The 12600-nt window shown below is 64.8% G+C and carries 10 protein-coding genes; 4 read left to right on the top strand and 6 right to left on the bottom strand.

From position 1 onward, the window contains the following. The first annotated feature begins 222 nt into the window (after window positions 1–222). The 3 genes from ACTHL0_RS00155 (at window position 223) to ACTHL0_RS00145 (ending at window position 4588) form a co-directional block, all read left to right on the top strand. Window positions 223–1530, top strand: coding sequence for a solute carrier family 23 protein (locus tag ACTHL0_RS00155; RefSeq protein ID WP_440564516.1), 1308 nt, complete (start codon window positions 223–225; stop codon window positions 1528–1530). 337 nt (window positions 1531–1867) lie between these two features. Further along, window positions 1868–3151 carry an EAL domain-containing protein gene (locus tag ACTHL0_RS00150; protein ID WP_440564515.1) on the top strand — a complete coding sequence of 428 codons (1284 nt, stop codon included), beginning with the start codon at window positions 1868–1870 and terminating at the stop codon, window positions 3149–3151. Between the two features lie 219 nt (window positions 3152–3370). Further along, on the top strand, window positions 3371–4588 hold the full coding sequence (locus ACTHL0_RS00145; RefSeq protein WP_440564514.1) for a branched-chain amino acid ABC transporter substrate-binding protein: 1218 nt from the start codon (window positions 3371–3373) through the stop codon (window positions 4586–4588). Between the two features lie 86 nt (window positions 4589–4674). Here ACTHL0_RS00145 and ACTHL0_RS00140 read toward each other — a convergent pair whose 3' ends face one another. Beyond that, entirely contained in the window at window positions 4675–8277 is a 3603-nt protein-coding gene (locus ACTHL0_RS00140; protein WP_440564513.1) for an indolepyruvate ferredoxin oxidoreductase family protein, read from the bottom strand. 270 nt (window positions 8278–8547) lie between these two features. On the opposite strand from ACTHL0_RS00140, the gene ACTHL0_RS00135 reads away from it, so the two are divergent. Beyond that, window positions 8548–9057 (top strand): cupin domain-containing protein, encoded by a 510-nt coding sequence (locus ACTHL0_RS00135; protein WP_440564511.1) that lies wholly within the window; start codon window positions 8548–8550, stop codon window positions 9055–9057. On the opposite strand, the gene ACTHL0_RS00130 is transcribed toward ACTHL0_RS00135, so the two are convergent. From ACTHL0_RS00130 to ACTHL0_RS00110, 5 genes are all read right to left on the bottom strand, one after another. Next, complete coding sequence (locus ACTHL0_RS00130; protein WP_440564510.1) at window positions 9054–10070, bottom strand: ion channel; 1017 nt, start codon at window positions 10068–10070, stop codon at window positions 9054–9056. The genes ACTHL0_RS00135 and ACTHL0_RS00130 overlap by 4 nt on opposite strands. 63 nt (window positions 10071–10133) lie before the next feature. Next, window positions 10134–10379, bottom strand: a complete 246-nt coding sequence (locus tag ACTHL0_RS00125) for a hypothetical protein (protein ID WP_440564509.1) — start codon at window positions 10377–10379, stop codon at window positions 10134–10136. A gap of 72 nt (window positions 10380–10451) precedes the next feature. Next, window positions 10452–10673, bottom strand: a complete 222-nt coding sequence (locus ACTHL0_RS00120) for a hypothetical protein (protein WP_440564508.1) — start codon at window positions 10671–10673, stop codon at window positions 10452–10454. Between the two features lie 131 nt (window positions 10674–10804). Continuing rightward, window positions 10805–11707: a carbohydrate kinase family protein gene (locus tag ACTHL0_RS00115; protein WP_440564546.1), complete on the bottom strand. Its 903-nt coding sequence runs from the start codon at window positions 11705–11707 to the stop codon at window positions 10805–10807. 68 nt (window positions 11708–11775) lie between these two features. Beyond that, a partial coding sequence (locus tag ACTHL0_RS00110) for an AGE family epimerase/isomerase (protein WP_440564507.1) occupies window positions 11776–12600 on the bottom strand: 825 nt, incomplete at its 5' end.

Raw genomic sequence — 12600 nt, 5'->3', positions numbered from 1 at the left:
GCATGGCATCGGGCTCCTGTTTCTGCGGACGCGGCACGCGAATCTTCGCGCCGTCTTCGACGATTTCGTGAATGCGATGAAGACGGCCAAGCGGCCGGTGCGCTGCTTAGGCCCCCGGGTGCTTGTCACCACTTATTGCCATCCTTAAACTCGCGCGTAATTCCAACGCGCCGCCCGACCGAGGCGGCGCCCCCCACGTACGCGACAAGGAGCCCAATAAGCATGGCCGAATCCTATTTTCCGCGCTGGCGTCTCGCGCCGCGCGCCGCCGAGGGGCGCGTCGTCGCGCCCGACGAGCGTTTGCCCTGGCCGCAGACAGTTGCCATGGGCGTGCAGCACGTCGTCGCAATGTTCGGCTCGACCGTGCTCGCCCCGCTGCTCATGGGCTTCGATCCGAATCTGTGCATCTTCATGTCCGGCATCGGCACATTGCTGTTCTTCGTCCTCGTGGGCGGACGCGTCCCAAGCTACCTCGGCTCGAGCTTCTCGTTCATCGGCCTCGTCATTGCCGTGACGGCCTATGCCGGGCATGGTCCCAACCCCAACGTACCGGTAGCGCTCGGAGGCATCATTGCCTGCGGCGTCGTGTACGCCATCATCGGTTTGATCGTCGGCGCCGTCGGCACCAAGTGGATCGAGGCGCTGATGCCCCCGGCCGTCACGGGCTCGATCGTCGCCGTCATCGGTCTCAATCTGGCGCCGATCGCCGTCAAAAGCGTCAGCGGATCGACGTTCGATTCGTGGATGGCGATCGTGACCGTGCTCAGCGTCGGCATCGTCGCCGTGTTCACGCGCGGCATGGTGCAGCGTCTGCTCATTCTGATCGGCCTTGTGATCGCTTATGCGATCTATGCCGTCTTGACGAACGGCCTCGGTCTCGGCAAGCCGATCGATTTTTCGATCGTGGCCCATGCCGCCTGGTTCGGCATGCCGCACTTCTCGGCACCCGTGTTCGATCCGCATGCGATGCTGCTGCTCGCGCCCGTCTCGGTGATTCTCGTCGCGGAAAACCTCGGCCACATCAAGGCCGTGAGCGCCATGACGGGGCAAAACCTCGATCGCTATATCGGTCGCGCCTTTGTCGGCGACGGGCTGGCGACGATCGTTTCGGGCTTCGCCGGCGGCACGGGGGTGACGACCTACGCCGAGAACATCGGTGTGATGGCCGTGACGAAGATCTATTCGACGATCGTTTTCGTCGTGGCCGCGATCATCGCGATCATCCTCGGTTTCTCGCCCAAGTTCGGCGCGCTGATCGAAACGATCCCCGGGCCGGTGCTCGGCGGCGTCTCGATCGTCGTATTCGGCTTGATCGCCGTGACGGGCGCCCGCATTTGGGTCGTCAATCAGGTGGACTTCTCCGATAACCGCAATCTCATCGTTGCGGCGGTCACCCTCGTGATTGGCGCCGGCAACTTCTCGTTGCAGGTCGGTGGCTTTGCCCTCGGCGGCATCGGCACCGCCACGTTCGGCGCAATCCTGCTCTACGCGCTCCTGCGGCGCGAAGCGGCACGCGGTCCCGTACTCTGATCGAGTGGCGTGCGTCGAGCGAGCCGGCTTGCACCGCATTGGTGCGAAGGGCTAGGTCGAGCACCGCGCAACATCATGCAGCCGCCGCAGACTCAGGCGGCGCGTTTGCCCTCCCGCGGCACAGCGCTTGGCCGGGGCATCCTGCGCGCCCCGCCTTGACACCCGAGGCGGGCGCTGCGCATAAAGCTTGCTTTCATCACGGCTCTTACTACATTAAGAAGAATCGAGGGAGCCCATCGATGACGTTTTTCGCCTTTCGCTTTCAAAACAGCACGCGCCGCCGAAGCTCGGGGCGCGATGATCGGGATGTTCGCGCTGGCCATGCCGGGAGGCCGACATGGTGACGCCTGTTCGCGAGCACGCCGCCCGGGCGCCAGCGCTCGAACCGGATGCGACGCCGAGCGCGCAGCGTCATGTGCTGCGCCATCGCGACTTCACGCTGACGAGCGTGTTTCAGCCGGTTTTCAGTTTGTCGCATATGCGGGCCGTGGGCTATGAAGGCCTGCTGCGCGCGCATGACATCTTCGATCGCCCCGTGCCGCCGCTCGATGTGTTCGGCGATGCCGCGCGCCACGGCGAGATGCATTACGTCGATCGTCTCGCGCAGTCCCTGCATCTGGAAAATTTCAAAGCGCTGCGGGTCGAGCGCGAGTGGCTGTTTCTCAACATCCACGCCGGTGCGCTGGCCGATTCGTACCATGCCGCCGCGTTTCGGGCGCATCTGGATCGCCTGGAGCTCTCGCCGCGGCGCATCGTGATCGAGCTGCAAGCCGTCCGTGCGGAAGATTTCGACAAGCTGGCGGAGGAGGCGGGGCGCTTTCGCGAGCAAGGTTTTCTGATCGCGCTCGACGATTTCGGCGCCGGCGATTCGAATCTCGAGCGGATCTGGCAGCTCGATCCCGATATCGTGAAAGTCGATCGGATGATGCTGTCGCAGGCGGCGCACCGCACCCAGGCGGCGGCGATCCTGCCGGGCTTCGTCTCGATGCTGCACGAAGCGGGCAAACTCGTGCTCGTGGAGGGCGTCGAGACCGAGCACGAGGCACAGCTGGCCTTCTCTTGCGACGTGGACTTCGTTCAAGGTTTCTACTTCGGGCGTCCCAACCCCTCGGTGGCCGACAGCGTCTACGCGGGCGATCGCATCGCGGCGCTGGCCGAACGGCACCGCACGCGCATCGAAGCGCGCGAGCGCATGCGTGCCGGCCGGCTCGCCCCGTATGTGCAGGCCTTCGGCCGCGCAGGCGAGCGCCTGGCGCAAGGCGAGCCGATCGAGGAGGTGTGCTGGAATTTTCTCGCGCTCGATCATGCGGCGCGGTGCTTCCTGCTCGACGAACACGGCCGGCAGGCGGGCCGCAATGTCGTGTTACGCGCGGATCGCGCGGGCCAGGAGGCACGCTTCGCGCCGGTGGCCGACGCCCAGGGAGCGAATTGGATGCGCCGCCCGTATTTCAACGCGGCCATCGACGCACCCGATCGGATCCATGCGACGAAGCCTTACCTGTCGATCAACGAAGCGCTGCCTTGCGTCACGCTGTCGATGGCGGTGCGAATCGATGAACGCCTATGCGTACTGTGCGGCGACATTGATTGGCAGCCCGACGGCGATGACGATGGCGTTTGAAATTTTGAGGTCACGCGGCCGTCGTCCCGACGCGCCGGCTTGATCTGTTCGCCTCGGCGCCTATCATCTGAATAGGCGCGACCGGCGTATCACCCGTTCGAGCGCTCGCGGCGCGCGCATTGCTACTCGTTGAACGCGCGCCGCGACCGCCATTCGACGCTCGCTGCACCCACAGGCCGAGACGCGCTCCCACCGATAACAAGCACAAGGAGCAGAGACATGATGGTTCGGCGTCCTCGCGCATCACGCGCATTGCGCGTATTCGATCGTCTGCGGCAAGCTGCGCTCATTGGCCCCGGCACCCTCGCTTTATCGATGGCGATCGTCCCCAACGCCGCCTACGCGCAAGAGACAATCAAGATCGGCGTGCCCGTGCCGCTTTCGGGCAGCTACGCGACGGCCGGCAAGGATATTCTGAACGGCGCGCAACTTGCCGCGAACGACATCAACGCGAAAGGCGGCGTGCTCGGCAAGAAGATCGAACTCGTGCCCGAGGACGACAAGTGCGATGCCGATGCCGCGGCCAGTGCCGCTCAGACGCTTGTCAACGAAGGCGTCGTGGCCGTGGCGGGCGGCTACTGTTCGAGTGCGGCGCTGCCGGAGCTACGTGTCTTTCATGGTGCCGGTCTCGCCTACGTCATGGATGCCTCGACGAATCCCGAGCTCACGGAGAAGGGCTGGGGCGATGCGTTTCGCACGATCGGGCGCGATGACGAGCAGGGACCGTTCGCGGCGAAGTTCATGAAGGAGGTGTTGCACGCGAAATCGGTGGCTGTGATCAACGACAACACGACGTATTCGAAGGGGCTGGCGGACAACACCGTCGATGCGCTGAAGAAGCAAGGTATCGATGTCGTGTACAACGACGCCGTGACGCCCGGGCAGATGGACTATGCCGATGTCGCCAAAAACGTCGGCGATCTGAAGCCGGACGTCGTCTACTACACGGGCTATTACCCCGAGGCCGCCTTGCTCGCGAGGGACGTCCGGCAATTGAAGCTGCCTGTCAAAACCCTGATGGGCGGCGACGGGACGACCGATCCTACCTTGCTGCGAACGGCCGGCTCGGCCGCCAAAGGGATGATCTGCACCACCGCGCCGTTGCCTCAGTTCTTGTCGAGCCCGAAGGCGCGCCGGTTCGTCGCCGATTACAAGAAAGCATACGGGGCCTCGACACCGGGACCGTATTCGATCTACGAGTACGACGCCGTCTCGGTGACGGCGCAGGCGATCGCCGACGCGAAATCGATGAAGCCGGCCGACATCGTCGCGGCCTTGCACAAGCTATCGAACTTCAAGGGAGCGACGGGCGACATCGCGTTCAATGAGAAAGGCGATCGCAGTCATGCTGTCTATATGGCGGTGATCGCAGAAGGCGAGAAGTTCAAGGCCTATCGCCTGCTGGACTCGGACGGCCGCTGGGTGTCGCCGAAGTAGAAGTCGTGTACGGCGGTGTACGGCGGGACGGGCACACCGTGACCAGCGCATGCCCGCCCCCTGCCGCTTCTTCAGGAGGCGCAGGATTACTTCGCCACCACGACGGGAATGCCGCGCAACGAACCGGCGCCCTTCATCTCGTCGAGTGCTTGTTGAACGGCCGCGCTCGTCGCCGCTTCCAGGGCGAGGCGCGCGGCCAGTTCCCGTTCGGCGCGTTTGACGCTCGCCAGATTACGCAGCTTCACATGCCCGTAGCCGCGCACTTTGGCGTGCAGCGCAGCGAGCGTGACGATATCGTCGGCGTTGACGGCATCGAGTGCGGCGAAGGCGCGACGCATCGTCGTCTCGTAATCGTCAGCTAGCGCGCGCTCCATCCGGCGCTCGACGGTGCGGCCGAACGGATCGAGTGCCGTACCGCGCAAGCCGCGCCACTTCGCCAGCAGCCCGAGCATCGGCCACATCCACTGACCGAAGGTCTTTTTGCCCGGCACTTCGCCTGCCTTGGCCTTCGCGAGCGACGGCGGCGCCAGGTTGAACTTCACGTGGAAGTCTTTGCCGGCCGTGCCTTCGAACTGGGCTTCCAACGCTGCGCGCAAGGCGCCGTCGGTATGCAGGCGCGCCACCTCGTATTCGTCCTTCACCGCGAGCAGCCGATAGAACGTCGTGGCCACCGCGCTTGCGATGCCCGCTGCGGGCACTCGGCGTTCGGCGTCGCGCGCGGCCGCGACGAGCGCGCGGTAGCGCTCGACATAGCGCGGCCCACCATAGGAGGCGAGACGCGCTTCGCGATCGGCCACCAGCGTATCGAGATCGGCAAACGTCTCGGGCTGCTCGCCCGTTGCCGGCGTCGTACGGGAGGCATGGCGTTCGGCCCACAGCGTCTCGAGCGCATCGGGCGAACCGGCTGCCAGACGGCCCACCGCGAACGCGAGCTTGTTCATCGGCACGGCGACGTTGTTCAGCTCGATCGCACGCATGAGCGCGGCGTGCGAGACGGGCACGAGGCCGAGCTGCCAGGCGAAGCCGAGCATGAGAATGTTCGCGCCGATCGTATCGCCGAGGAACTTGGCCGCGAGTGCTTGCGCGTCGCAGCTCGACATGCGTTCGGCGCCGGCCGCGTGCCGCATCTTCTCGACGAGGGCATCGGCGTGCAGCGAGGCGTCCGGATTACCGACGAACGAGGCGTTGGGGATCGGATGCGTGTTGACGACGATGCGCGTGCGGCCATGACGCACCGTCTGCAGGGCATCGGCGCTTGCACCGACGACCATGTCGCAGGCGAGCAGCACATCGGCCTGCTGCGTATCGATGCGGACCTGATTGAGCCATTCGTCGCGCGCCGCGAAGCGCACGAACGAGAGCACCGAGCCGCCCTTCTGAGCGAAGCCCATGAAATCGAGCACCGATGCGCTCTTGCCTTCGAGGTGCGCGGCCATGCTGATCAACGCGCCGACCGTCACCACGCCCGTACCGCCCACGCCGGTCACGAGGATGTCGTAAGGTGCCGCATCGAGGCCCGTTTGCGGCATCGGCAAGGCATCGACACTGCGCGCGAGCGAGGCTTCGTCGAACGCCGCGCCGGCCGCTTTTTTCAGCTTGCCGCCTTCGACCGTGATGAAGCTCGGGCAAAAGCCGTTCACGCACGAGAAATCTTTGTTGCACGACGATTGATCGATGCGGCGCTTGCGGCCGAGCGGCGTTTCGACGGGTTCGACCGAGAGGCAGTTCGATTGCACGCCGCAATCGCCGCAGCCTTCGCACACGGCTTCGTTGATGAAAAGACGCTTGTCCGGATCGGGAAACTCGCCTTTCTTGCGGCGGCGGCGCTTTTCGGCGGCGCACGTTTGATCGTAGATGAGGACCGTCACGCCCGCGATTTCGCGCAATTCGCGCTGCACGGCATCGAGTTCGCTTCGGTGGTGGAACGTCGTGCCCGCCGGAAACAGGCCGTGATGACCGTCGTATTTCTCGGGTTCATCGGAGACGACGACAAAGCGCGAGACGCCTTCGGCTTCGACTTGCCGGGCGATCTGCGGGACCGAGATGCTACCGTCTACCGGTTGGCCGCCCGTCATGGCCACGGCATCGTTGTACAGAATCTTGTACGTGATGTTTGTTTTCGCGGCGACGGCTTGGCGGATCGCCAGGATGCCGGAGTGGAAGTAGGTGCCGTCGCCGAGGTTCTGGAACACGTGCCGTGTTTTCGTGAACATCGAGTGCGAGGCCCAATCGACGCCTTCGCCGCCCATTTGAATGAGCCCGGTCGTGCCGCGGTCCATCCACGAGGCCATGAAGTGACAGCCGATGCCGGCGTGGGCGATCGAGCCTTCGGGCACTTTCGTCGACGTATTGTGCGGGCAGCCCGAGCAGAAATAGGGCGTACGGCGCACGCTGTCTGCCGCGTTCGAAAGGATTTGCGGCGCGACGAGATCGACGACGCGATCGCGCCGGTCGAGCGCGGGCTTGTGGCGTGCGAGCCAATCGGCGAACACGGGCAGCACGCGCGAGGGACGCAACTCGCCTAGCGCCGACAGCAGCGGCTGCCCTTGCGCATCATGCTTGCCGACGACGACGGGCCGTTCCTGCGGCGCGCGGTTGAAGAGATGATCCTTGATCTGCTGCTCGATCACGGGCCCCTTCTCTTCGATGACGAGCACTTCCTTGAGACCGTCGACGAACGTCTCGAGGCGGGTCATTTCCAGCGGGAAGGAGAGGCCGACTTTGTAGATGCGCACGCCGGCCGCATCGAGATCGGCGACCGTGAGATCGAGCCGGCGCAGCGCTTCCATCAGATCGAGGTGGGCCTTGCCGCAGGTGACGATGCCGACGTCGGCGCGCGGGCTCGCGGCGATCCATTTATCGATGCTGTTTTTGCGGGCGAACACACGCACGGCGTCGAGCTTGGCCGTGAGCCGCGCTTCGATCGTCAGGCTCGGCAGATCGGGCCAGCGGTTATGGAGCCCCCCTGCGGGCGGCGTGAAATCGGCCGGTGCGGGCCATTGCATCGTCAGCGCGTCGAGGTCCACGGTGGAACCCGATTCGACCGTTTCCGAAATCGCCTTGAAGCCGACCCATGTGCCCGAGAAGCGCGAGAGTGCGAAGCCGTAGGCGCCGAACTCGAGCATGTCGCCGATATGCGAAGGATTCACGATCGGCATGTGCCAGGCCATCATCGCGAAGTCGCTTTGATGGGGCATCGACGACGAGACGCAGCCGTGATCGTCGCCGGCCACGACGAGTACGCCGCCGTGCGGGGAGGAGCCGTACGCGTTGCCGTGTTTGAGGGCGTCGGCGGCGCGATCGACGCCGGGCCCTTTCCCGTACCACATGGCGAAGACGCCATCGACGGTGCGTTCGGGATCGGCTTCGACGCGTTGCGTGCCGAGCACGGCGGTGCCGCCGAGTTCTTCGTTGATGGCGGGCAGAAAGCGCACATCGGCCGCATCGAGCAGCTTTTTGGCTTTCCACATTTGCTGATCGACCATGCCGAGCGGCGAGCCGCGATAGCCGCTGACGAAGCCGGCGGTATTCATGCCTTGGGCGCGATCGAGTTCGCGCTGGGCGAGCATGATGCGCACGAGTGCCTGCGTGCCGGTGAGGAAGATGCGACCGCGCTTGGCCGAGAGGTTGTCGGTGAGTTTGTACTCGGATAGAGCGGGCGTGCCATCGATCGGCAGGCGGGCGGTCATGGTGTGTCTCTCCCCAGGCAAAGCCGGCAGCGCGGGCGAACGGCTCGGTTCGGGCTCGCGGCAAGCTTGGTGTTTTGTCGTATCGGCGGGGATCCGCCGACGTTGGGCGGCCGAAGGATCGAAGGCGCGGCCGCGAAGCCTCTATTTTTCAGCGGCGACCCGGGAGGATTTTTGCTATCTATACTTCGGTTGGTGCCGTGTCGGAACGGTTACGCGCGCATGGATCGAAAACGGAGAAGAATTTTTCGCTGTCTGTTTAGGAGGGACACGATGCAACGCCCAACCTTCATCCGCCACTGGACTGAGCTCGAAGGCGAGGACAACTCGCATTACAACGGCGATACCGAGCTGATGGCGATCGGCGCGCCGCTCGGCGCCACACTCGGCTTAACCCGGATCGGTATCCATCACGTGCGTCTGCTGCCCGGGCGCCGCACCTCGTATCCCCATGCCGAGAGTGCCGAGGAAGAATTCGTCTATGTGCTCGAAGGCACGCCCGACGCCTGGATCGACGGGCATCTGCACCGGCTCTCTCCGGGCGACGCCGTCGGCTTTCCAGCCGGCACCGGCATCTGCCACACCTTCATCAACAATACCGAAAGCGAAGTTCGCCTGATCGTGGTGGGGGAGACGCCGAAGGACGAGAATCGCATCCGCTATCCGCGCAACGAAGCCCATGAAGCGACACGGCCCGATCGCTGGCTCGATTGGCCCAAACGCGAGCTGGGACCTCACGACGGATTGCCCGATCTCGTGCGCAAGGCGCGCGGGGAAAGCTAACCGCGCTCGGACTCGCTAAGCGGCCGCACCTCGTGGAACTTCGCATAATCGAAGTGCGTGACGCCGTCCTCGTCGTCATGCAGCAGATCGGCGAATGCATGCTGCCAGCGAATGTCGTCGAATTCCCAATTGTGGCGGCCGGACATTGTCTGTGTCGTCGTTTCGTCGGCCCCCTCGATCATCAGCATCAGCGATGCCTCGGATGCCGCGAGACTTTCCGCGGTTTCGCCGTAGAGCGGGCTCGATTCGTCGATCACGTGCATGAGGTTCCAGCCGAGCAGGAAGATCGGATGCTGCTCGCGGACGAGCTTCAGATCCTCGATTCGCCACAGCGAGTAGCCCTCCGGCTTGATCTCGTGCCGCATCAGCCGTAGCTTCGCCTTCGCTTCGACAATGTAGTTTTGCCGTGCGTTCGCGGCGCGCAGCATGAGCGTGGGTACGCCATCGAGCGGGCGCACGACAACGTAGCGAGAAAAGATGATCCGCGCACGGGGGCGCGAAAAGCGCACGAAGATGAGGCCCGTCGCCAATGCGATGCTCGACATGCCCGTGAAGATCTCGAGCGTGGCGATCGCGTGCGCGTAAACGGTCTGCGGATGCATATCGCCATAGCCGACCGTCGCGAGCGTTTCCACGCTGAAAAAGAATGCCCCGAGAAAGCCGTCCGGCGATTGATTGGCGATCGGCGCATGGCCCAACGAATAAAGCGCCGCGAAAAACGCGTTCAATAGCACAAAGAAAGCGCCCATCGAACCGAAGAACACCGGCCAGCGCACGGTCAGCGCGCGGTGGTACAGATCGAGCCGTGCGCGGTCGGGCATCCCGTGGGTGACGACAGTGCCCGTGCCCGTGCGCAGAATGCGGCCGCCCTTGCGGCTGGACGCATGGCCCCGCGCCGCGGGCCGCCGATGCGGCGAGCGCGGCACGGGGCGCGCCGCGCCGTTCGGCGGCGAGGCCGGTGCTTCGGGCGTATCGGTGGGCGAGTAGGGCCCGGTGTGCGTTTCAGTTGCCATCGCGCCAGCGCGTCGTGTCGTCAGGAACGGGCGCAGCGTAGCATGCACGACCCGGCCGTGCGACTACGGGAACGCCCTCGGTTTGGGGACGCCGGCGCCGCGCTCGATGTCGGCCACCGCTTGATGATGCGCCGATTCGATCGCACGCGCGGCGCTCGCGTAGCCCGCGTCGCCGCCTACGGTGAGCCAACGCTGCACGGGTTTGTCTTGCTGCCGGATCTCGTACTCGGCATCCCAGCGCGAGCCTTCGAGTTCGATGGGGCGCACGTGGATCGAATAAACGCCGTAGGTGAATTGTTCTTCAGCCATCTTGAACCTCCATCCCGCCGCGCCTCGGCGAATGTTGTTCCAATGGACAGGGCGTCGACGGGCGCCCCCGAGCTAAAACTCGATTTCGCCGAGAATCTGATGAGCGAGCGCCTTCGCTTCCTCCAGCGCTTCCGAGACGGTGGCACTGGCACCTTTGACTTCGTACACCGTCGTCTCTGGCTCGGTCGCGTCGTCGCGCGCCAGTTGGACGACACCTTGAAACCGGCCGTCCTCCAGCGTTTTCACGCCTGGCTTAGCCGTGTAGATCCCTTTCGTGTAGATGACGTCTTCCATGATCGGCGCTCCTGTGCGGAAGTCCGGCCGCATGAATTCATCGTAGCACGCGCTTGGCGAGCGTACCGGTGAGCTGTGGTCCCGTGCCGTTTGCTTGCACGGCACGGGCCTGCCGTCGGGATGCGTGCCCGTTATTGCAGTAGTGCGACGACCTCGTCGAGCGTGGGCGAATGGGCACCCGCGTGCCGGCATGCCGCCGCACCCGCGGCCAGCGCAAACGTCAGATGATCGCGCCAGGGACGCTCCGGCCGCTGCATGAGGCTGAACAGCAGGCCGCCGATCGACGCATCGCCCGCGCCTACGGTATCGACCACCTCCACCCGCGGGGGCATCGCCGCGATCGTTTCCCCCGGCGTGATCAACGTGGCGGGACCCGAGCCGCGCGTCACGAGCAACGTGGCTTCCCGATTCATGGCGCGCAACTGGTCGAGCGCGGTATCTTCGTCCGTGCCGAACAGGCACCGCAAATCCTCGTCCGACACTTTGATCAGATCCGCGAGCGAGGCCATCGTCTCCAGCATCGGACGATAGCCGTGCTGCATCACGTTGCGGTAATTCGGATCGAAGCTGATTTTGACGCCTTGCGCCCGCAGATCGGCCGCGAGTGTCGCCAGAGTGGCCGAGAGCGGCGCGCGGGCGAGGCTGATGCCGCCGAAGTGCGCCCAGCGTGCGGCGCCGGCCCACCCTTCCGGCAGCGATTCGGGATCGAATGCCAGATCGGCGCTGCCCTCGCCTATGAAAAAGTACGCGGGCGGATGTGTTTCGTGAACGATCGCGAGCAGCGGCGCCCGCTCGACGCGCTGCAAGAAGCGCAAATCGAGGCCGGCCCGCTCGCTCGCGCGATACAGTTCGTCGGAAAAACAGTCGACGCCGATCGAACCGGCGAAAGCGCTCGGCACGCCCAGGCGCGCTACCGCGCGCGCGACGTTCCAGCCTGCGCCGCCCGGATGCGATATCCAGTGTGAGCCGTCCATGCGAACGAGGTCGGTCAGGATATCGCCTGCGCTGACGAACAGCGGAAAGGCAGAGGGCATCGCGGTGTGTTCGCCCGCCCCGGCGGTGGTGGTGCTCATTGCGTTTGGCATGTGCGTAGTTCGTATGTTCAAGCCCGGCTGGCGAAATCGCCGCCGCTTCCGTTTCCATTGAAGGTGTTGCCCTGAGCCCCGCCATGGCCGTTGAGACCGGCGGGAGCCAGCGTGCCCAATCCCTGCGCCGAGGCGTCGCCGTTCGTCTCGACGAGTGCGTTCAGCACTTCGTAACACGCGCCCATCGTGTGATAGTCGGTCTTGCCGGCCGGGCTCTTTTCGTCGCTGTACTTGCGGTTGTCGCACGTGAGGATGCGATACCACGCGCCGTGGCGGTGATCGACGAAGTGCGTCCAGCTATAGCTCCAGATTTCGTCGTACCAGTCCCAGAAGCGTTCGCTGCCCGTACGGTGCCCGAGCAGCGCTGCCGCCGCGAGCGTTTCGGCCTGCACCCAGAAGTACTTGTCGTGATCGCAGATCTTGCCGTCGGGCCCGAAGCCGTAGCACAGGCCGCCGTGTTCGTCGTCCCAGGCGTGCGTCAGCGCGGCATCGAACAGTTCGACCGCACGCGGCACGAGCCAAGGCAGCGGGCGATGCCGCTCGAGAATCAACAGCAGCTTGGCCCATTCGGTCTGATGCCCCGGCTGAAAACCCCACGGCCGAAAGATGTTCGAGCTGTCTTCCTCGTTGTAATGCCAGTCGACGGACCAATCGGCGTGGAAGTGCTCCCAGACCAGCCCGTGCGACAGCTGAGCCTGGCGCTGGGTGATGTTCGTCGCGACCCGCTCGGCGCGATCGAGGTAGACGAGATGCCCCGTCGCCTCATAGGCGGCCAGCAACGCTTCCGTCGTATGCATGTTCGCGTTCTGGCCGCGGTAGGTCGAGACGTGCCAGTCGGGCGT

The sequence above is a fragment of the Trinickia sp. genome, assembly GCF_051961175.1.
Lineage (GTDB): Bacteria > Pseudomonadota > Gammaproteobacteria > Burkholderiales > Burkholderiaceae > Trinickia.
The sequence above is the reverse complement of the archived record's forward strand: the minus strand, read 5'-3'. Positions and strand labels throughout refer to the sequence as shown.

Bases quoted from the DNA above. Each gene is read 5' to 3' on its own strand.
- ACTHL0_RS00145 (WP_440564514.1), top strand. From the start codon at position 3,371: ATGATGGTTCGGCGTCCTCGCGCATCACGCGCATTGCGCGTATTCGAT.
- ACTHL0_RS00130 (WP_440564510.1), bottom strand. From the start codon at position 10,070: ATGGCAACTGAAACGCACACCGGGCCCTACTCGCCCACCGATACGCCC.
- ACTHL0_RS00125 (WP_440564509.1), bottom strand. From the start codon at position 10,379: ATGGCTGAAGAACAATTCACCTACGGCGTTTATTCGATCCACGTGCGC.
- ACTHL0_RS00150 (WP_440564515.1), top strand. From the start codon at position 1,868: ATGGTGACGCCTGTTCGCGAGCACGCCGCCCGGGCGCCAGCGCTCGAA.
- ACTHL0_RS00120 (WP_440564508.1), bottom strand. From the start codon at position 10,673: ATGGAAGACGTCATCTACACGAAAGGGATCTACACGGCTAAGCCAGGC.
- ACTHL0_RS00115 (WP_440564546.1), bottom strand. From the start codon at position 11,707: ATGCCCTCTGCCTTTCCGCTGTTCGTCAGCGCAGGCGATATCCTGACC.
- ACTHL0_RS00140 (WP_440564513.1), bottom strand. From the start codon at position 8,277: ATGACCGCCCGCCTGCCGATCGATGGCACGCCCGCTCTATCCGAGTAC.
- ACTHL0_RS00155 (WP_440564516.1), top strand. From the start codon at position 223: ATGGCCGAATCCTATTTTCCGCGCTGGCGTCTCGCGCCGCGCGCCGCC.
- ACTHL0_RS00135 (WP_440564511.1), top strand. From the start codon at position 8,548: ATGCAACGCCCAACCTTCATCCGCCACTGGACTGAGCTCGAAGGCGAG.